This window comes from Caulobacter sp. 1776, assembly GCF_040545685.1.
GTDB lineage: Bacteria > Pseudomonadota > Alphaproteobacteria > Caulobacterales > Caulobacteraceae > Caulobacter.
In genome coordinates this window covers 465,279-484,251 of the sequence record NZ_JBEPMI010000006.1, presented here as the reverse complement: position 1 = coordinate 484,251, position 18,973 = coordinate 465,279, and the positions used below count along the sequence as shown (strand labels likewise).

23 protein-coding genes and 1 tRNA gene are annotated in these 18,973 nt (G+C 68.4%); 5 read left to right on the top strand and 19 right to left on the bottom strand.

Features of this window, described 5'->3' with window-relative positions:
• Nucleotides 1–326: 326 nt before the first annotated feature.
• From ABIC66_RS18635 to ABIC66_RS18605, 7 genes are all read right to left on the bottom strand, one after another.
• A complete protein-coding gene (locus tag ABIC66_RS18635) occupies nt 327–485 on the bottom strand; it encodes a hypothetical protein (protein ID WP_354071970.1) in 159 nt (52 codons plus the stop codon).
• 37 nt (nt 486–522) lie between these two features.
• A complete protein-coding gene (locus tag ABIC66_RS18630; RefSeq protein ID WP_354072021.1) occupies nt 523–1,545 on the bottom strand; it encodes a WD40/YVTN/BNR-like repeat-containing protein in 1,023 nt (340 codons plus the stop codon).
• 81 nt (nt 1,546–1,626) lie between these two features.
• Nucleotides 1,627–2,154 carry a hypothetical protein gene (locus tag ABIC66_RS18625; protein WP_354071968.1) on the bottom strand — a complete coding sequence of 176 codons (528 nt, stop codon included), beginning with the start codon at nt 2,152–2,154 and terminating at the stop codon, nt 1,627–1,629.
• A 188-nt stretch (nt 2,155–2,342) separates the two neighbouring features.
• The gene (gene rplL / locus ABIC66_RS18620; protein WP_324114401.1) at nt 2,343–2,726 is read right to left on the bottom strand and encodes a 50S ribosomal protein L7/L12; all 384 of its coding nucleotides are present in this window, start codon (nt 2,724–2,726) and stop codon (nt 2,343–2,345) included.
• 48 nt (nt 2,727–2,774) lie between these two features.
• On the bottom strand, nt 2,775–3,293 hold the full coding sequence (rplJ, locus tag ABIC66_RS18615) for a 50S ribosomal protein L10 (protein ID WP_354071966.1): 519 nt from the start codon (nt 3,291–3,293) through the stop codon (nt 2,775–2,777).
• 332 nt (nt 3,294–3,625) lie between these two features.
• Nucleotides 3,626–4,234: a dihydrofolate reductase family protein gene (locus ABIC66_RS18610; RefSeq protein WP_354071964.1), complete on the bottom strand. Its 609-nt coding sequence runs from the start codon at nt 4,232–4,234 to the stop codon at nt 3,626–3,628.
• A 96-nt stretch (nt 4,235–4,330) separates the two neighbouring features.
• Complete coding sequence (locus tag ABIC66_RS18605) at nt 4,331–4,735, bottom strand: SRPBCC family protein (protein ID WP_354071963.1); 405 nt, start codon at nt 4,733–4,735, stop codon at nt 4,331–4,333.
• 91 nt (nt 4,736–4,826) lie between these two features.
• Here ABIC66_RS18605 and ABIC66_RS18600 point away from each other — a divergent pair, with 91 nt between their 5' ends.
• A complete protein-coding gene (locus ABIC66_RS18600; protein WP_354071961.1) occupies nt 4,827–6,182 on the top strand; it encodes an HIT family protein in 1,356 nt (451 codons plus the stop codon).
• A gap of 127 nt (nt 6,183–6,309) precedes the next feature.
• Here the strand turns inward: ABIC66_RS18600 and ABIC66_RS18595 are convergent, their stop codons facing one another.
• The 12 genes from ABIC66_RS18595 to ABIC66_RS18535 all read right to left on the bottom strand — a co-directional run bounded on the left by ABIC66_RS18595 (nt 6,310) and on the right by ABIC66_RS18535 (nt 13,388).
• Nucleotides 6,310–7,506 (bottom strand): BaiN/RdsA family NAD(P)/FAD-dependent oxidoreductase, encoded by a 1,197-nt coding sequence (locus ABIC66_RS18595; protein WP_354071959.1) that lies wholly within the window; start codon nt 7,504–7,506, stop codon nt 6,310–6,312.
• A 1-nt stretch (nt 7,507) separates the two neighbouring features.
• The gene (locus ABIC66_RS18590; RefSeq protein WP_354071958.1) at nt 7,508–7,903 is read right to left on the bottom strand and encodes a type II toxin-antitoxin system VapC family toxin; all 396 of its coding nucleotides are present in this window, start codon (nt 7,901–7,903) and stop codon (nt 7,508–7,510) included.
• A complete protein-coding gene (locus tag ABIC66_RS18585; RefSeq protein ID WP_354071956.1) occupies nt 7,903–8,142 on the bottom strand; it encodes a type II toxin-antitoxin system VapB family antitoxin in 240 nt (79 codons plus the stop codon). The genes ABIC66_RS18590 and ABIC66_RS18585 overlap by 1 nt, the downstream gene beginning before the upstream one ends.
• Before the next feature lie 123 nt (nt 8,143–8,265).
• Complete coding sequence (gene rplA, locus ABIC66_RS18580; RefSeq protein WP_354071954.1) at nt 8,266–8,952, bottom strand: 50S ribosomal protein L1; 687 nt, start codon at nt 8,950–8,952, stop codon at nt 8,266–8,268.
• A gap of 4 nt (nt 8,953–8,956) precedes the next feature.
• Entirely contained in the window at nt 8,957–9,388 is a 432-nt protein-coding gene (gene rplK / locus ABIC66_RS18575) for a 50S ribosomal protein L11 (protein ID WP_354071952.1), read from the bottom strand.
• A gap of 193 nt (nt 9,389–9,581) precedes the next feature.
• Complete coding sequence (locus ABIC66_RS18570) at nt 9,582–10,064, bottom strand: hypothetical protein (RefSeq protein ID WP_354071950.1); 483 nt, start codon at nt 10,062–10,064, stop codon at nt 9,582–9,584.
• A 56-nt stretch (nt 10,065–10,120) separates the two neighbouring features.
• Nucleotides 10,121–10,576, bottom strand: a complete 456-nt coding sequence (locus ABIC66_RS18565; protein WP_354071948.1) for a GNAT family N-acetyltransferase — start codon at nt 10,574–10,576, stop codon at nt 10,121–10,123.
• Between the two features lie 78 nt (nt 10,577–10,654).
• Nucleotides 10,655–11,008: a hypothetical protein gene (locus ABIC66_RS18560; protein ID WP_354071947.1), complete on the bottom strand. Its 354-nt coding sequence runs from the start codon at nt 11,006–11,008 to the stop codon at nt 10,655–10,657.
• A 361-nt stretch (nt 11,009–11,369) separates the two neighbouring features.
• Nucleotides 11,370–11,927 carry a transcription termination/antitermination protein NusG gene (gene nusG, locus ABIC66_RS18550; RefSeq protein WP_354071945.1) on the bottom strand — a complete coding sequence of 186 codons (558 nt, stop codon included), beginning with the start codon at nt 11,925–11,927 and terminating at the stop codon, nt 11,370–11,372.
• Between the two features lie 9 nt (nt 11,928–11,936).
• The gene (gene secE, locus ABIC66_RS18545; protein ID WP_354071943.1) at nt 11,937–12,257 is read right to left on the bottom strand and encodes a preprotein translocase subunit SecE; all 321 of its coding nucleotides are present in this window, start codon (nt 12,255–12,257) and stop codon (nt 11,937–11,939) included.
• Nucleotides 12,258–12,322: 65 nt separating this feature from the next.
• A tRNA-Trp gene (locus ABIC66_RS18540) sits at nt 12,323–12,398 on the bottom strand.
• 570 nt (nt 12,399–12,968) lie between these two features.
• Nucleotides 12,969–13,388, bottom strand: coding sequence for a hypothetical protein (locus tag ABIC66_RS18535; RefSeq protein WP_354072019.1), 420 nt, complete (start codon nt 13,386–13,388; stop codon nt 12,969–12,971).
• 465 nt (nt 13,389–13,853) lie between these two features.
• Between ABIC66_RS18535 and ABIC66_RS18530 the strand changes: the two genes are divergently transcribed.
• The 4 genes from ABIC66_RS18530 (at nt 13,854) to ABIC66_RS18515 (ending at nt 18,922) form a co-directional block, all read left to right on the top strand.
• Nucleotides 13,854–14,681, top strand: a complete 828-nt coding sequence (locus tag ABIC66_RS18530; protein ID WP_354071942.1) for a ferredoxin--NADP reductase — start codon at nt 13,854–13,856, stop codon at nt 14,679–14,681.
• 152 nt (nt 14,682–14,833) lie between these two features.
• A complete protein-coding gene (locus ABIC66_RS18525; protein WP_502910370.1) occupies nt 14,834–16,060 on the top strand; it encodes a molybdopterin molybdotransferase MoeA in 1,227 nt (408 codons plus the stop codon).
• 88 nt (nt 16,061–16,148) lie between these two features.
• Complete coding sequence (locus ABIC66_RS18520) at nt 16,149–18,032, top strand: polysaccharide biosynthesis protein (protein WP_354071940.1); 1,884 nt, start codon at nt 16,149–16,151, stop codon at nt 18,030–18,032.
• Between the two features lie 215 nt (nt 18,033–18,247).
• Complete coding sequence (locus ABIC66_RS18515; protein ID WP_354071939.1) at nt 18,248–18,922, top strand: helix-turn-helix domain-containing protein; 675 nt, start codon at nt 18,248–18,250, stop codon at nt 18,920–18,922.
• Nucleotides 18,923–18,973 lie beyond the last annotated feature (51 nt).

The following is an 18,973-nucleotide window of genomic DNA, read 5'->3' as shown; positions in this document are numbered from 1 at the left end:
CACCCTCGCTGCTCTCCCGATCGGAGAGCCGCGGACGCTGGAATTCCCCTGTCGGGCGACCGGGATCGGAAGCCTGACGGGCGCCCCTTCGCGCTGATCGGAGGGCGGCTGACCGCGCCTCGGGGCGTAATACGGACGCGCGAAAGCGCTCCGCCGAATATCTTCGTGAACGCGGGGATATAGGGGAACGGGACGCGGAAGAAAAGGGGGATTCGTAACGGGCGGTAAATACCGTCAAAACCTGTCATCCCGGCCAAGCGCGAAGCGCGCCGAGCCGGAAGCGCCGAGTTTATCGCGATCCTGGGTCTTCGCCCGGGATGACAGCTTTATGGTCGCTTCACGGCCTTCATCACCAGCGAGACGCCCAGGGCGATCAGGCAGACGAAGAACGCGGCCTTGGTGATGGCGCCCGCCACATTGACCACGAAGCCCAGGATCCCGAACAGGATCATCAGAACGAGTAGGACGGCGGCGATCTTCAGCATGGCGGGGGAACGTGGCGTTCGCGAGAACGGTTCCGCCCTACCCCCGCCACAACCCGATCGAACCCTTCGGCCCGCACAGCACCGCCGAGCGCCGCAACGTGAGCCGCACGCTGTTCATTGGCGCGGCCGAGACGCGCTGGAACGCCCCGCCCCGGCGACTGACGATCGTGCCGGACAGGCCCGTGGCCATCACCGTGTCGCCCTGGATCGAGATCGACGACAGATAGCCGGCCGGCGCGGCCACCGCGTCGAAGGTCACGCGGCTCGGGTCAAGCCGGGCCAGGTTCACGCCCTCGGCCTTGGGGGTCTTGTAGTCGCCGCCGCAGACCCACAGCGCGCCGCCCTTGTCGAAGGCGATGGCGAACGCGCCTTTCGACGGGGCGTCGGCCAGGATCGGCGTGTCCAGCGCCACGAACACCCCGCCCCCGCCGCGCGACAGATAGACCCGCGCCTTGCCCGCTCCGCCGGTGCAGAAGGCGACCTGGCCCCGGTGGTTGACCGCGATGCAACCGTTACTGGCCGCGAAGGCGCCCTCCCCGTCCGCCGCCGGCGGCAGGCCTTTGTCCGGCAGCCGTGTCCAGCTCTCGCCGCCGTCGGCGGTGTAGAGCACCGTGAACCGGCCCTGGGTCGGGTCGCCCAGGATGTAGCCCCGCTTGTTGTCGAGAAAGACGATCGAATCCCAGAAGCCCTTCGGATCCAAGTTGGCGCTGAGCCGCTTCCAGGTCTTGCCGCCGTCGCGGGTGCGCCACAGCTGCGAGGCCTCGCCGGGCCCGGCGCTCATGGCCAGCACATGGTCGTCGTCGAAGGCGTGCAGGCCCCGGAAGTCCAGCGTCTCGGCCCCGACGATGCGGATGGGATCCTGCCGCTCATCCTTGCCCCGGATGATCCAGCCCTTCGAGCCCGAGGCCCACCAGGTCTTGCCGCCAGTCGGCGACAGGCCGCGCAGCTCGCTGTCGGCGACCGAGGCCGGCATGCGGATCCCGCCGAGGCGATCGGCGGCGAGGGCGGGCGTAGCGGTAAGCGCGACGGCGCCCGCGATCAGGTCTCTACGGTTCAAGATGGTCCCCCGGGGCCGAGTCTAGCGCATCGAGCCCGCGAAATTCTCTCGGATGCAAGCCCTATCGACGAACGCCGGGCAGCCCTAGGCCGGATGGAGACTCGCCCAGGCGTCCTGCTGCTCGAACCAGACGAAGTCGTTGGTCCGCACCGCCCCCCCGACGGCCCCGCCGGTGAAGGTCCTGATCCGCCAGTCCTTGAGGATCCGCGCGAAATTCAGGAAGTCGCCGAGGCCGCCATAGCCGTAAGCCCGGTGATTGTAGACTTGGCGGAATCCCAGCTTGAAGTCGTTGAAGTCGTCCTCGTGGCGCTGCGCGAAATCAGCCATGGCCTGGGCGCAGTTCCGGCAGGGCGTCTTGTGCACGAAGATGTAGAAGGTGACGCGGTCGCGCCCGTCCATCTGCGCCCTGATCTGGTCGATATCGGCGTCGGCCTGCTCCATCAGCTTTCGCTCGATACACTCCGTCTTGCCGACCGAGCCGCTTCGCCGCCACAGCACCGCGTCATTCCCCACCGCGTCCTTGTCCACGACGTGGGCCACGGCGGTCATTTCCTTGAAGTGCCCGTGATGGGCCTGGAATTGCCACTTAGAGCCCTGTTTTAGCCAGCCCATGTTCACCTCCGCGCCAGTTTGTAAGCCCCCGCACGAAGGTTAGCACACCTCTCGATTGCATGAGTAGAAACTACACGCGAACGCGCCCGCGATCCGATCGCCCAAAAGAAAACGGGCCCGGAGGTTTCCCTCCAGGCCCGTTCCACCAGTTCCAAAGGAACCCAATCCCCACGAACGTGGGGAGCGGATTACTTGATTTGGACCTTGGCGCCGGCTTCGGTCAGCTTCTTGGCGACTTCGTCGGCTTGTTGCTTCGAGACGTTCTCGACGACGTTCTGCGGAGCGCCTTCGACCAGGTCCTTGGCTTCCTTCAGACCGAGGTCCGGACGGACGCCGCGGACTTCCTTGATCACGTTGATCTTCTTGTCGCCGCCGTCCGTCAGGACAACGGTGAACTCGGTTTGCTCTTCGGCGGCTTCGGCCGGAGCAGCGGCGGCGCCGCCGACGGCGGCGACGGCGACCGGAGCGGCGGCCGAGACGCCCCACTTTTCTTCCAGCAGCTTCGACAGTTCAGCGGCTTCCAGCACCGACAGGGTGGACAGTTCTTCGACCAGCTTTTCGAGCTTCGACATGTGTCAGGTTCCTAAAGAGAGATTGGGATAGATATGCGGGGATGACCGTTACGCGGCGTCTTTGGTCGCGTAGGCGTTGAAAACGCGAGCCAGCTGGCCAGCCGGGGCCTGCAGGACGCCAGCGATCTTGGTCGCCGGAGCCTGGATGAGGCCGATGAGCTTGCCACGCAGTTCGTCCAGCGACGGCAGGGTCGCCAGAGCGCGCACGCCCGTCTCGTCCAGCACGTTGGTCTGGTCCAGAACGCCGCCGACGAGCTTGAGCTTGTCGTTTTCCTTGGCGAACTGCACCGCGATCTTCGCGGCCGAGACGGCGTCCGGGCCGTAGGCGATGGCGACAGGACCGGTGAACAGGGCGTCGCCCTTTTCACCGAGCTTGCCGTCCAGAGCCTTGAGGGCCAGGGTGTTCTTCACAACCTTGATCGCGGCGCCTTCCTTGCGGAGGCGAAGACGAAGGTCGGTCATTTCCGCAACGGTCAGACCCATATAGTGGGTCACGACGACAGCGCCGGCGTCGGTGAACACGCTTTTCAGCGATTCAATCGACTCCTGCTTTTGAGCGCGGTCCATTGCGGTCTCCTACTCAATTACAGCGGCCGGACCATTCCGGCAGCCAGATGCGGTCCCATGCGGAATTGCTCCCGCGTGCGAGTCGCATGTGCCTGTTTCAAGGAAAGTCGGCCGCGTATCTGTCCCGGACAGAAGTCCTTGGGCAGGAGAGCGTCGGCGTCTCTATCCCTGTCTCCCGACGGCGAGGAAGGGCTCTTCCTCGATTACGGCGTTGGTGACCCCACGCCCCGCAGTTCTCAAACAGGATCCCCGTCGGACCGGAGTCCGTCGGAGAAGGCGCGGCGTATAGACGAAGTTCGAGGCGATATCAACACCCGCCTTCGGCGACGGCCTTACGCCGGACGATAGATCTGCGCCACGGCGCCGCCCGGAAAGGCCTTGGAGCTCACCAGCTTCAGCGGCGCGGGCGCGGCCAGTTCCGAGAACAGCGGCTGACCCTGGCCCAGCGCCATCGGCGCCACCAGCAGGATGAACTTGTCGACCAGACCTCGCGCGACCAGGGCGCGGGCGAAGCTGGCCCCGCCATGGGCGATGATCGGCGCGCCGTCCTTGGCCTTCAGCCTGGCGATCTCGTCCGCCAGGTCGCCGCTGGCGACATGGGCCTCGGCCCAGCTCGCCGCGCCGGGCTGCGGCGAGGCCTTGGCCGTCTCCAGCGCCGCCGCCGTCTTGGCGGTTCGCAGGAACGCCGGCCCCTGGCGCGAGAAGACGGCCTTGGGGATCTGGTTCATCGGCGGCGCGAACGCGTCGGTCGAGGTCGGCCACCAGCCGACCATGGCCTCGAAGGTGCGCGCGCCCATGATGTGCAGGCTGGCGTCGCCGACCACCCCGACGCTCCAGGCCTTGGCCTCCGGATCGGCGCCGAACATCCAGGTGTTGCGTCCCTCCAGGTCGCTGACGAAGCCGTCGACCGACATGGTCATCTTCAGGATCAGGTCTCTCATGGCGTCCTCCTCGCGCTGTCCTGACCCTAGGACGGACCGGCGCCGCCAGATCCGACAGGCCGCGATGGTTTTTTCGCGCCCCCGATCTCGCCTCGGCTACGCCTCCAGCCGCGCCTTCATCGCCTCCAGCCCCATCCCCATCATCGCCCCGACCGTCTCGGCCGCCGCGTGCGGCAAGACGTCGGCCGTCCACACCGCCCGGGTCCGGCCCTCGCCCGCGTCCTCGACCTGCATCACGCCGTTGTGGTGGGTCAGCCGCTCGCTCTGCGCCGTCCAGACCAGGCGGCGGCGCGCGTCGTCGCTGTCGACGATCAGCTCCTTGACCACCATGCCGTTGCCGAAGGTGACCATGCGAGCCAGCGGCTCGCCACCCTCAATCAATTTCGTGTCGACCACGAAGCCCGGACACAGCCGCTCGTGAATCTTGCCGATATCGCGCACCGCGTCCCAGACCGCGTCCGGCGCGGCGTTGATCAGAATGTCCTTGTGGATCGAAGCCATGGCGTCCTCCCTTGTCGTTTCCTCGCAGAAATAGCAGCGTCCCGGCCGAGATCTGGCAGGAGCCGGTCTTGTTAGAAGATGGGGGCGCCACATGACTCGCAAGCTGATCGCCGGGGCTTTGGCCCTGCTCATGGCCGCCACGGCCGCTCCGGCCCTGGCCGAGCTGAAGGCCCCGCCGACGCCGCGGGCCGTGGTCGCCGATCCGTCCCGCGACACGGCTCATCCGGCCGATATGGACGCCTTCCGCATCGACGTCGCCGGCTCGAAGGTCAACGCGCTCATCTACCTGGCCTCGGGGACGCAGCCGCATCCGACGATGCTGTTCCTGCACGGCTTCCCGGGCAACGAGACCAATATCGACCTGTTGCAAGCCGTCCGCCGGGCCGGCTGGAACGCCGTGCGGATCAACTATCGCGGCTCGTGGGGCAGCGAGGGCAAGTTCAGCTTCGCCAACGCCCGGGCCGACGGCGAGGCCGCGACGGCCTTGCTGTTCGACCCGGCCATCGCCGCCAAGTACCATATCGACACCACGCGCATCGTCGTGGCCGGCCACAGCATGGGCGGCTTCATGGCCGCCGACGCCGTCGCCGCCGAGCCCCGCGTGGCCGGGGCGGTTCTGATCGACTCCTGGAACATCGGCGCCGACGCGGCCCGGATCAGCGGCGACCAGGCCCGCCGGGCCGCCGCCGAGGCCATGCGCGCCGACACCGCGCCCCTGGTGACCACGCCCGAGGCCCTGGTCGCCGAGATGGAGCGTGACAAGGCCAGGCTGAATCTCGAAAAGCTCTCGGCCGGGATCGCCGACCGCCCGGTGCTGATGATCGGGGCCGAGTTCGCCGGCGCGCCGACCACCCGCAAGCTGGCCGCCGCCGCCAAGGTGGCCGGGGCTAAGGCGCTCACCGAAACCTACATGGCCACCGACCACAGCTTCTCGGACTCGCGCATCGCGCTCGAGAGCGAGGTCCTGCGCTGGCTGGCGCGGTTCGATCCGACCATCGCCCCCGCCGGCGCGCGCATCCCGCTCAAGGCGGCGTACGATCCGAACAACGTCTTCGCCCGGATCATCCGGGGCGAGCTGCCGGCCTACAAGGTCTATGAGGACGCCGACGTCCTGGCCTTCATGGACCGCGCCCCGCTGGAGGCCGGCCACGTGCTGGTGATCTCCAAGACCTCCCAGGCCCGCACCCTGCTGGACATCGACCCCAAGGATCTCGCCAAGGTGATGGCCGTCGCCCAGAAGGTCGGCCAGGCGGAGGTCGACGCCCTGGGGCTGGAGGGGTTCATGATCCTGCAGAACAACGGCGTCGGCCAGAGCGTGCCGCACCTGCACGTCCACGTGATCCCGCGCATCGCCGGCAAGCCGGTCTATCTGGCCGAGAACGCGGCGGCGGATCCGAAGGATCTGGAGGCGATGGCGGCCAGGATCCGGGCGGCGGTGAAGCCGTAAGGCCTGATCGAGCGCCCAAAATTCATGTCATCCCGGCCAAGCGCGAAGCGCGCCGAGCCGGGACCGCAACGGGCTCCGAGCTTACGGTGGTCCCGGCTCTCCGCTTCGCTACGGCCGGGATGACAAGCTATTTTAACACCGCCACCGCCGCCTTGCCCGCCGCCACGCCGGTCGCGAAACAGGCCTGCAGCAGGTAGCCGCCGGTCGGGGCCTCCCAGTCCAGCATCTCGCCGGCCAGGATCACCTCCGGACGCCCGCGCAAGGCCAGGCCGTCCAGCCCCTCGAACGCCGCGCCGCCGGCCGCCGAGATGGCGCGGTCCAGCGGCTGGACGCCGGTCAGCACGATCGGCGCGGCCTTGATCGCCGCCGCCAGGGCGGCCGGCGCGGGCGGCAGGTCCAGGCCGTGGGCCTCGCGCAGCAGATTGACCTCGACCGGCGACAGCTTGACCGCCTTGCGCAGAAAATTGGCCAGGCTCTGGCCATTGCGCGGCGCCTGCAGCCGGCGCTCCAGGGTCTCGACGGGAACATCGGGGCGCAGATCGATGGTCAGCACCGCGCGCCCCTCCGCCTCGATCGCGTCGCGCAAGGCCGCCGACAGGGCGTAGATCGCCCCGCCCTCCAGGCCATAGCCCGCGACCATGGCGTCGCCGCGCGCGACCTTGTCACCGTGACGCAAGGCGACGTTCTTCAGCGGCTCGCCGGCGAAGCGCTCGCGGAACACCGCGCTCCAGGCGACGTCGAAGCCGCAGTTGGCGGCGCGGAACGGCGCGACGTCCACGCTCCGCCGCAGCAATGGAACCCACGCCGCGTCCGAGCCCAGCCTGGCCCAGCTGGCCCCGCCCAGGGCCAGGACCACCGCCCGGGCGCGGACCACCTCGCCGTTGATCAGCAAGCCGCCGTCGGCGCTCCAGCCCGTCCACTCGGCCCGGGCCCGCAGCTGAACGCCCAGCCCCTCCAGCCGCGCCAGCCAGGCCCGCAGCAGCGGCGAGGCCTTCATCGCCTTGGGAAACACCCGGCCGCTGGCCCCGACGAAGGTCGCCTGGCCCAGCCCCTCGGCCCAGGCCACGAGGTCCTTCGGCGCGAACGCCGCCAGCATCGGCGCCAGGATTTCCGACCGCGCGCCGTAACGCTGGACGAACCGCGCGAAATCCTCCGAATGGGTGAGGTTCAAGCCCCCGCGCCCGGCCATCAGGAACTTGCGGCCAAAGGTCGGCATCTTCTCGAACACGGCCACGGACTTGCCGGCCGCGGCGATCGTCTCGGCCGCCATCAGCCCGGCCGGCCCGCCGCCGATCACGGCGACGTCGAGGATGTCGTCGGTCACGTCAGGCCGCTTCTATGTCTGTGAGGGCAAAATCCTGGCCCTTGTAGAGCAAGGGTGCGCCGTGGACCTTGGCGCAGGCGTAGGCGAAACAGTCGCCCATGTTCAACGCGGCGGGGTGGACGCCCTTGCCGAAGCAGGCGTGAGCTTCGAGCGCGGCTTCCTGCTCGGACGCGCCGATCTCCACGATGCGAGCGCCGACGCCACGCTGGTAATCCGCGACCACGGCCCGCACCTCCGCCTGGTCTCGCCGCCGGGACTTCATCACGGCCCGCACGGTCTCCCAATTCGCCAACGCCGACGTCAGCACGCGGCTGGACGCCAGCAGACGGGCCTCGAACGCATCCGCCTCCGGCTCGCTGAGAATGATGGCCGTCCAGGCCGAGGCGTCGACGAACATCAATCGCCCGAAAGCTCGTCGAAGAAGGCCTTGTCGGCGACTTCACCGGTTCGCGGCCACGCCGCGACCTTGTCCCGGATCGCCTTCAGCGCCGCTCGCTTCTCCGCCATGGCCTGGGCATCAGCCTCGCGCGCGCGGGTCACGGCCAGCTTGATGGCGTCCGTAATGCCGAGACGCTTTTCCTCGGCATAGGCGCGGATCATGGCGTCGGCCTCGGCGTCTCGGACATGAAAGGGCATCGGAAACCTCCGTCTAGACGAAAGATACCATCGGCTAGCCGAACCGCCAAACCACCACCCAAACGCAAAGCGGGCGCTGGATCGCTCCAGCGCCCGCCCGCTAACTTCAGTCTCGAAAGGCGATTAGCCGACCGAGGCGGTGTCCACCTTGAAGCCCGGACCCATCGTCGACGACAGGCCGATGCGCTTCACGTAGACGCCCTTGGCGCCCGACGGCTTGGCCTTGTTCAGGGCGTCGATCAGCGCCTTGACGTTGATGACCAGGGCTTCGTCGGTGAACGAGGCCTTGCCGATGCCGGCGTGAACGATACCGGCCTTTTCGACGCGGAACTCCACGGCGCCGCCCTTGGCGTCCTTGACGGCTTGGGCGACGTTCGGGGTCACGGTGCCGACCTTCGGGTTCGGCATCAGGCCGCGCGGGCCCAGCACCTTACCGAGGCGACCGACCAGGGCCATCATGTCCGGCGACGCGATGACGCGGTCGAAGTCCATGAAGCCGCCGGCGATCTTTTCGTACAGGTCTTCGGCGCCGACGTGCTCGGCGCCCGCCGCGGTGGCTTCGGCCGCCTTGGCGTCCTTGGCGAAGACGGCGACGCGGACGTCACGGCCGGTGCCCGACGGCAGGTTCACGACGCCACGGACTTGCTGGTCGGCGTGACGCGGGTCGACGCCCAGGTTGACCGAGATCTCGATCGACTCGTCGAACTTGGCCTTGGCGTTGGCCTTGACCAGGGCGATGGCGGCTTCGACCGAGTGGGTCGCTTCGCGATCGCCGGTCCAGGCCGCGATGCGCTTGGGTTGCTTAGCCATGTGATTAGGCCTCCACGATCTTCAGGCCCATGGCCTTGGCGGAGCCTTCGATGATCTTGGCCGCGGCCTCGATGTCGTTGGCGTTCAGGTCCTTCATCTTCTTTTCGGCGATCTCGCGCAGCTGGGTGCGCGTGACTTCACCGACGGTCTCGCGACCGGTCAGCTTGGCGCCCGACTTCAGGCCGGTGGCCAGCTTCAGGTAGTGGGTCGCCGGGGGCGTCTTGGTGATGAAGGTGAACGACTTGTCTTGGTAGACCGTGATCACGGTCGGCAGGGGCGTGCCCTTTTCGACGTTCTCGGTGCGCGCGTTGAACTCCTTGCAGAAGCCCATGATGTTGACGCCGCGCTGACCCAGAGCCGGGCCGATGGGGGGCGAAGGCGTGGCCGAACCAGCCTTCACCTGGAGCTTGATATAGCCCAGGATCTTCTTAGCCATGATATCCTCTCGTGAGGGCTAAAAGCCCCCGCTGGTGAGCCGTGGTCCGGGCTTGGCGGCCCTCCCACGGATTTGAATTCGTCGCACCCTAAAGAGGACAACGGCGAACACGCCCCAGGACAAGGTCCGGGAGCGAGGCGCGGCGTTTAGCAGGCGGAGAGGTGGGAGTCAAAGGGCGGGGGCGGCCCGTGGCTCAGCGGTCGCCGGTCGCGGGCGCGGCCTTCACGAGCTTTCGCAGGATGAGGTTCTCGTAAGCGGTCTGGTTATCGTAGTTGAATCGCATGAACGAGACAGTCGCGTGGATCGCGCCGAGATCGTTGGCGGATCTCGGAAGGTCGCGGGTCGAGGCTTGAAACCGCGCGATACAGGCTTCGATCGCCTTGCGACTCTCGACATAGGCCTCGACCGTCTCGCGGGCGCTCCGCCAAGCCGCTTGATCGCCCGATGCGCCCAAGGCGTCCACCCGCGCCTCGGCGCTGAACCGCAGCGTTCGGCTCGCCTCCCATGTCTGGTCGAAGCACGCCTTCGCCTTGTCGACCGCGGCCCGCAAGACCGGATCGTCCGCGACAGGCGGCGGGGGCGGCGGGGGCGGCGGGGGCGGGATCGCGTTGGTTGGATAGGTCGGCGAGGCCGCCTGTAACCAGCCGATGGCGATAAGGGCGGTCCACGAAGCCATGCCCGACTAGACCATTCGAACCTTCGCAAGGCAATCGGCCCACATGCAAGGCAGGATCACAAGAGCTTCCGATACACCAGAAACCCCGACTTCTCCGCCACCTGGTCGTAGAGCCGCATCGCCGTCGCGTTGGTCTCGTGCGTCTGCCAGTAGACCCTGGGCGATCCGGCTTGCCGCGCCGCCTCGTAGACCGCCTCGATCAGGGCCCGGCCGACGCCGCGCCCCCGCGCCTCGGCGGTCGTGAACAGGTCCTGCAGATAGCAGCTGGGCGCGATCGCGGTGGTGCTGCGGTGGAACAGATAGTGGGTCAGGCCTAGCAGCTGGCCGTCGTGCTCGGCGACCAGGGCGTGGACCGGCTCTTCAGGGTCGAAGAACCGCGCCCAGGTCGTGGCGCTGACCGCCGGGTCCAGGGCGGTGTCGCCTTCGCGGCCATAGAAGGCGTTGTAGCCGTCCCACAGCGGCAGCCACTGGGCGTGGTCGGAACGGGCGATCGGCCGGACGGTGACGGACATGGCCGCCCATGTGCCGCACGGGTCGCGCCGTGGCCAGTAAAGCTGGGCTGCGGAATGTTTCGGCGACCGCGCGCGGCGCTATCGTCGCTTCAGCTTCCGCAGGGCCGCGCGCATCGCCACGGCCTGGGCGGCCGGCGGCTTGTCGGCCTCGACCTCGCGCTCGGCGGCCGCGATCAGCGGCGCGGTCGCCGCGGCGGGCCGATTGAGCGGCTTGTCGGGCTTGGGCGGCGGTCGCAGGGCCACGACCTTGCGAGCCTCGGCCGCCATCTGGCCGCACAGTCGCGCCTTGTCGCGGGCCCGGGCGATCACGGCCGGGTCGTCGCTCTTCTCGGCCATGGCCCAGGCCGCGTCGAGGGCGGCCATCAGCTTGACCTGCAGGTCGGCGCACCACTGGCTGGGCGAGGAGGCGCTGGGAGTTTGGATCTGGCTCATGGGAGAAGCATGAGGCCGCCGCGGACACCGGGGACAAGAAACGTGCGTTTTTGCGTAAGGCGCTGTCGGGGAACGGAAATGGCGGTTTCTGATCGGGGATAGCGACGGGGATTTGGGCGGAAGCGCCCCCTCCGTCTCGTCGCGTATTCGCGCCGATCCACCTCCCCCGCGGGCGGGTGAGGAGAACGCGGCCTCCTCCTCACCCGTGAAACGGGGAGGTGGCGCGCTGCGGATACGCAGCGTGACGGAGGGGGCGTGCGACCTGTGGATAACTTCACGCCCCGCGCTCGACGCCCACAACGCAAAAGCCCCGCGCCGTCACCGGCGCGGGGCTTTCGAAAGCTTCGGCTGATCTAATGGATCAGGAGATCTTCTCGACCTGGGCGTATTCCAGCTCGACCGGGGTGGCGCGACCGAAGATCGAGACGGTGACCCGCAGGCGGGCCTTTTCCTCGTCGACATATTCGACCGAGCCGTTGAAGCTGGCGAACGGGCCGTCGATGACGCGGACATTCTCGCCGACTTCGTACAGCACCACGGCCTTCGGAGCGGCGACCCCTTCCTCGATGGCGCCGACGATGCGCTGGACTTCCTTTTCGGAGACCGGCATCGGCTTGGAGCCGCTGCCCAGGAAGCCCGTCACCTTCGGGGTGTTCTTGATCAGGTGATAGGCCTCGTCCGAGAGGTTCATCTTCACCAGGACGTAGCCCGGGAAGAACTTGCGCTCGGCGTTGACCTTACGGCCGCGACGGATCTCGACGACCTCTTCGGTCGGCACGAGGATCTCGGAGAAGTTCTCTTCCAGGCCCTGGTTCTTGGCCTGCTCGCGGATGCTCTCGGCCACCTTCTTCTCGAAGTTCGAGTAGGCGTGGACGATGTACCACTTGTGGTTCGGGTTCGAGGCGGTTTCGGTGCTCATCGCTCTATCTTATCCCGAGGTGGCCAGCTTCAGGAGCTGATTCACGCCGAAGCCCAGCCCGCCGTCGACGGCGAGGAAGAACAGCGACGCCATCACCACCATGATGAAGACCATCACCGAGGTGATCCAGGTCTCCTTGCGGGTGGTCCACGTGATCTTGCGGGTCTCGGCGCGGACTTCGCGGAAGAACTGCACCGGGCTGGTGCGCTTCTTCGGGGCGGCGGGGGCGGCAGCCGTGGTCGCGGCGGCGCCGGCGGGCGCCATCGCCGCGGCCGTCTTCGCGGCGCGGTTCTTGATCGCGGACGGGCTGGATCCCGGTTTCCTGGCCATGCTTTAGAGGCTCACGACTTTCACAACGTAACGAGGCCGGAAGGCGACCCGTCGCAAACATATAGTGGCAGGAGTGGGGGGACTCGAACCCACGACTTTCGGTTTTGGAGACCGACGCTCTACCAGCTGAGCTACACTCCTGCAGACCGACCACCCTTGCGGGCCGACGGACACCCGGAGACAGACAGCGCGCCGGGAGGCCTTGCAGCCTCGGCGCGCCACGTCCAGTCGCCAGAGCCGCGCCATTTAGCAGGGTCGCACTCGGCGGGCAAGCGGCGCGCAAAGGTTTGGCGGGTTTGAAGCGTTCGGGGCCGGCTCGCGGCCCGCCGGACCGGGTTTGACGGCAGGATCGAAGACCCCGCTGCCGCGTTGTTTCGCCATGCCGACGATCTCAAATCCCCCGAATGCGGACGCCGCCGAACGGCCCGCCGCGAGCCGCCCCTCGAATCGAGAGGTCGAGAACGAGAACCAGCGCGCCGCGCCTCGGGAGGGACAGCCTCCCCGGCCGGCCACCGAGCCGCGTGGCGCGGCCGACAGCGCCCGTTCGCCGAAGACCCGGACCGATCCGGGCTCCGGCGAGGGCTGAATTCCAACACTCCGCTCATCCCCGCGAAAGCGGGGACCCAAGCCGAGTCGGCGGATCAACCCAAAACGCGACCAAGCGGACGGACCGCCTGGATCCCCGCTTTCGCGGGGATGAGCGAGTTGGGCTTAGCCCGCCTTACCGGTCTTGGCCGCCTTGTCCTTGTCGGCGTCCGTGGACGCGCTGGCCGGCAAGGTCGCGCCGCACTGAATGCCCAGATAGCTGAACTTGATATTGGTCAGCTCACGTCCGCACTGAGTGTTCTTGCCGCTGTCCGTGCCGCGCAGCGACACCGCCACGCCCTTGGACAGGTCAGGAGCCGGACTGGCGGAACTGATGTCATAATAGCCGCCGCCGCGACCCTTCACGACCAGGCAATTGGTCTTTTCGACGGGCCGAACACAGCCCGACGCCGTGACCGGCGTCCCTTCCACGACAACTTGATTGGCTTGCGCGACTTTCGTCTTCGCGCCGCCGTCGCTGCAACCAGCCAAACCTAACGCTAACAGACCGGCCGCCGCGGCGGCCCCTACGAACCAAACCCGCATACGTTCCTCCGTATCGTTGGCTTCGCGAACGAAGCAAAAGGAAGTCTGCGCCTCGTTTGAAGACCCGGCAATCACATTTTTGACGTTTTCGAAAAAGCGGTGCGGCAGTTTCACAGTTTGGGAAAAAGATTGTCCTTAACCGGAGGGCGGACGCACGGAGTTCGAAACCTTTTCCGCGCCGCGCGCAATCTCATGCCGCCCGCAGATGATACCTCTTCTCATCTGAACAACTGTTCGCGGACCGAGACGACGCTTTCTGTAAGACGCGAATACTGGCGTGATCTTTCGACTCCCCGACACAGCGACCGCGCGACCCCGCCGGCGCGGAGTTTTTCCAATGGCGGCTTTAGACAACCGACGTTGACTTCAAGGCGGCCTTCCTCACATGAGACGCGGGCCGCCTCAGGGCCGTGGCGGCGTCTTTCCGCGCCCAGGCTGGCGCCTATCAGGATTTGAAGAGCTCAGATGACGGCCACCGCCACCGCAGCCGCCCCGGTGAAAGAAGCCCCGTTCCACGTCGAGAAGGTGTTGTGGGTCAAGCATTGGACCGACCGCCTGTTCAGCTTCGCCATCACCCGTCCGGCCTCCCTGCGCTTCCGTTCGGGCGAGTTCGTGATGATCGGCCTGCCGCCCCGCGAAGAGCTGGGCGAGAAGAAGCCGATCCTGCGCGCCTATTCGGTGGCCTCGCCGCACTTCGCCGAGGAACTGGAATTCTTTTCGATCAAGGTCCCGGACGGCCCGCTGACCTCGCGTCTGCAGCTGATCCAGCCGGGCGACGAGGTCCTGCTGGGCAAGAAGCCGACCGGCACCCTGGTGCTGGACGCCGTCCGCCCCGGCAAGCGCCTGTTCCTGTTCGGCACCGGCACGGGCCTGGCCCCCTGGCTGTCGGTGGCTCGCGACCCCGACGCCTACAGCCGCTTCGAGCGCGTGATCGTCGCCCACGGCGTGCGCGAGGTGAAGGAGCTGGCCTATCGCGACCTGTTCACCCACGACATCTTCGACGATCCGCTGGTCGGCGACGAGGCCCGGGCCCAGCTGACCTACTATCCGACCGTGACCCGCGAGCCGTTCGAGCGCCAGGGCCGCTTCACCGACCTGATCGAGAGCGGCAAGCTGTTCGCCGACCTCGGCCTGGAGCAGACCAAGTTCGATCCCGAGCAGGACCGCGCCATGCTGTGCGGCTCCATGGCCATGATCAAGGACACCGCCGCCCTGCTCGAGGCCCACGGCCTGAAGGAAGGCTCCAACGCCGACCCCGGCGACTTCGTGATCGAGCGGGCGTTCGTGGGGTAGGCCTTAGAAGTTGTCATCCCGGACAAGCGCGCAGCGCGCAGATCCGGGACCGCCGGAAGCGCTGAGTTCGTGGCGGTCCCAGGTCTTCGCTGCGCTTCGCCCGGGATGACAGGTAAGGTGGCCCAAACGCTATCGAGCACGGCTCCGCCCCCATGATCGCCCCCACCCCGCGCCCCCTCAAGAACCTCACCGTCGAGGACGCCCGCGCCCGGATGCTGGACGGGGCCATTCGGCTCGGCGTCGAGACCGTTCCGCTGGCGGCCAGCCTGGGCCGCGTGCTGGCCCAGCCCGTCATCGCCGCGCGTCCCCAACCGCCGTTCGACGCCTCGGCCATGGACGGGTGGGCGATCCGCCGGGCTGACTACGCACCCGGCCGGGCCTTCGCGGCCGCTGGCGAGAGCGCGGCGGGCAAGGCCTTCGGCCGCGAGATCCGCCCCGGCGAGACCGTCCGCATCTTCACCGGCGCCCCGGTCCCGGCCGGCGCCGACCTGGTCGTCATCCAGGAAGAGGCCGTCCGCGAGGGCGACGTCGTCCGCTTCGAGGCCGGCGAGGATCCCAAGTCCAACATCCGCCCGGCCGGCGGCGACTTCCAGGCTGGCGACGTCCTGCTGGACGCCGGCCTGGTCATCGATCCCTGGCGGCTGGGCCTGGCCGCCTCGGCCGGCCTGGCCGAGGTTCCGGTGGCGCGCCGGCCGCGCGTGGCGATCCTAGCCACCGGCGACGAGTTGGTCCCGCCCGGCGGCGCGCCCCGCCCCGACCAGATCTTCGAAAGCGGCTCGTTCAGCCTGGTCGCCCTGATCCAGGCCTGGGGCGGCGAGGCCATCCGCCTGATCGCCCAGGCCGACGACGCGGCCGCCATCGCGGCGACCGTGGCGCCGGCGCGGGCCGACCTGATCGTCACGATCGGCGGCGCCTCGGTCGGCGACCACGACCTGGTCAAGCCGGCCCTGCGCACGCTCGGCCTGGAGCTCGCCGTCGAGACCATCGCCCTGCGCCCCGGCAAGCCGACCTGGTTCGGACGTCTGACGAAGGGCCAGAGCGTGCTGGGCCTGCCCGGCAATCCGGCCTCGGCCATGGTCTGCGCCGAGCTGTTCCTGCGCCCCCTTCTGGCGGTCCTGGCCGGCGGCGCCCCGGAAATCGGCCTCGTCACCGCGCGCCTCGCCGCCCCCCTGCCCGCGACCGGCCCGCGCGAGCACTGGATGCGCGCGGCCCTGGCGAGCGATCTCGAGGGGCGAACGATCGCCACGCCCTTTCCCGACCAGGATTCGTCGCTGGTCGGCGTCTTCGCGCGGGCCGACGCCCTGTTGCGCAGGCGGGCCGGGGCGCCCGCCGCCTCGGCGAACGACGTCGTCGAGGTTCTGCCCCTCCGCCGCGGCTGAAACCGCGACGGCGACGAATTGACGTGCTAAGCCCGAACGACTCTCTCCGGGGCTAGCCCCCGGCCTTCAGGCTCAAAAGGTTGATTTCATGGGGCATGCAGGCAAGATCGCGACCCACGTCCTGCTGGCTTTCCTGGCCCTGCTCGTCGGCCGGTACCTCGTCATCGACATGCCGTTCACGCGGGATACGCTCCTGCAGGCCAGCCTGTACGCGCTGGGCGCGCTGATCGTCGAACTGGCCTTCCGCGTCGAGCGCGCGCCCTGGCGGTTCGTCTCGGCCAGCGATCACCTGCGCCTGTTCCGCTCGGCGGTGCTGACGGCGGCCACCTTCATGGTCATCACCCGCTTCGTTCACCCCGGCATCGACGGCGGCCTGCGCACCGTGGCCGGCGCGGCCCTGATCCAGGGCACCTTCCTGTCGGCCCTGCGGGTCATCCGCCGCAGCCTGCACGAGCGCCTGCTACTGGACTCGGTGCTGCGCCTGGGCCCGGCCTCGATGCATCCGGCCCTGCCCCGGCTGCTGATCGTCGGCTCGGCCGCCGAGGCCGAGGCCTTCCTGCGCGCCCCGGCGGGTCTTGGCGAGCGCTACGCTCCGATCGGCGTCGTCTCGCCGATGGACCGCGAGACCGGCGACGAGCTGCGCGGCGTCTGCGTGCTGGGCGCCATCGCCGACTTCGACCGGGTGCTGGCCCGCCTGCGCGACAGCGGCCTGTCGCCGTCGGCCATCCTGTTCCTGACCGACAGCGCCATGAGCACCTTCGGCGCCGAGCGCCTGGGCCGGCTGAAGACCGAGGGCGTGCGCCTGCTGCGCCGCCACGGCGTGGTCGAGATGGGCGCCGCCGCCAGCGGTCCGGTGCTGCGCGAGATCAGCCTGGAAGAGCTGCTGAGCCGCCCGCCGGTGCGCCTCGACCCCGAGCCCGTGCGGGCCTTGGTCTCGGGCCGCCGCGTGCTGGTCACCGGGGCCGGCGGCAGCATCGGCTCGGAGCTGTGCCGCCAGATCGCCGCCAGCGGCTGCGCCCAGCTGACCATGGTCGACGCCTCGGAATACAATCTGTTCCACATCGACCGCGAGATCGCCGAGAGCCACCCGGCCCTGCACCGCCGCGAGATCCTGTGCGATGTCCGCGACGCCGCCCGCGTCCGGCGCGTCTTCGCCGACCAGAAGCCCGACATCATCTTCCACGCCGCGGCGCTGAAGCACGTCACCCTGGTCGAGAACCACCCCTGCGAGGGCGTGCGCACCAACGTGCTGGGCACCCGCAACGTGGCGACGGCCGCCAAGGCCTGCGGCGCGGCGCATCTGGCCTTGATCTCGACCGACAAGGCCGTGGCCCCGACCAGCGTGATGGGCGCGGCCAAGCGCGTGGCCGAGGCGGTGGCCCGCCAGTATGGCGGCGGCGGCGACATGCGCGTCAGCATCGTCCGGTTCGGCAATGTGCTGGGCTCGGCCGGCTCGGTGGTGCCGATCTTCCGCCAGCAGATCGCCCGCGGCGGCCCGATCACCCTGACCGACGCCGAGGTCGAGCGCTACTTCATGACCATCCCCGAGGCCGTGCAGCTGGTGCTGCGGGCCGTGGCCCTCTCGATGATCGCCTCCGAACCCGAGGCCGGGGTCCTGACCCTGGAGATGGGCGAGCCGGTCAAGATCATCGACCTGGCCAAGCGGATGATCGAGCTGCAGGGCCTGGTCCCGGGCCGCGACATCGAGATCCAGATCACCGGCCTGCGCCCCGGCGAGAAGCTGACCGAGACCCTGGTCGACGTGAACGAGGTCGCCCGGCCCAAGGCCCCCGGCATCATGGAAGCCCTGCGCCTCTCGCCCGCCCCGATCATCGAGGACGCGCGCCTGGAGACCCTGGACGCCTTGGCCGAGCTCGGCGACGAGGCCGCCGTCCGCGCTCAGCTGTTCGACCTGGTCGAGGACCTGCGCCAGGTCGGCCCGTCCAAGGTGGTGAAGATCCGGGCGTCGTAGACAGGGATCGACAATTCGCTACCCGCCCCCGTCATTCGCTCATCCCCGCGAAAGCGGGGACCCAAGCGGGCTCTCGGCGTGTAGCTCGGTCCGTGACAATCCTCCGACTCGGCTTGGGTCCCCGCTTTCGCGGGGATGAGCGGTGTTTAGGGTGGTCAAACTCGTGCGGCGTCCGTGCGAGAACCATCCGCGCCAACGACAACGGACCACCGACCATGGTTCAGAAGCACACCCGCCGAGGCTCCTCCCACCCCTGGATCGACACCGTCTGGCAGACTGTCTGCCTCAGCGACGGCCTTTATTCGGCGACCCCGGACGGCTCGTGGGACCTGATCCGCAGCATCGCGCCGGACGGCAAGTCGTTCGTGTTCCTGAGCGGCCAGGCCACCGAGCCGGTCGAGGTGCCCTATCGCGACGGCGAAAGCTCGGTCGTCATCTCCTTCGCCGCCCATGTCTATCTGGCCGAGGACTCCGAGCCCCGGGTCGGGCCGGAGATCCGGGTCCTGCCGGTGGCGGACGAGACCTTCGAGCTGGACGGCGTCACGCTGCCGTTGCCCACCTTCGAGAACGTCGAGCCGCTGGTCGATGCGATGATCGCGGCCGGCCTGCTGCTGTCCGACGACCTGGTCGCCAGGGCCTTCAGCCAGACGCCGAAGGCGGCCTCGCCGAGATCGGTGCAGCAGCATTTCAAGAAGACCACCGGCATCACCCAGAAGAGCTTCCAGATGATCCGCCGCGCCCAGGAAGCGGTGCGGCGGCTGAAGGCGGGCGAAGCCCCAGCAGGCGTGGCGGTCGATCTGGGCTATACGGACCAGCCGCACATGATCAAATCGATCAAGAAGATCATGGGCGCCCTGCCCTCGAACCTCGACGCGGTCCACAAGATCTGACCGCCGGGGGCTGCCTTTTCCTCCGCTCTCCCCGGCGAAGGCCGGGGCCCA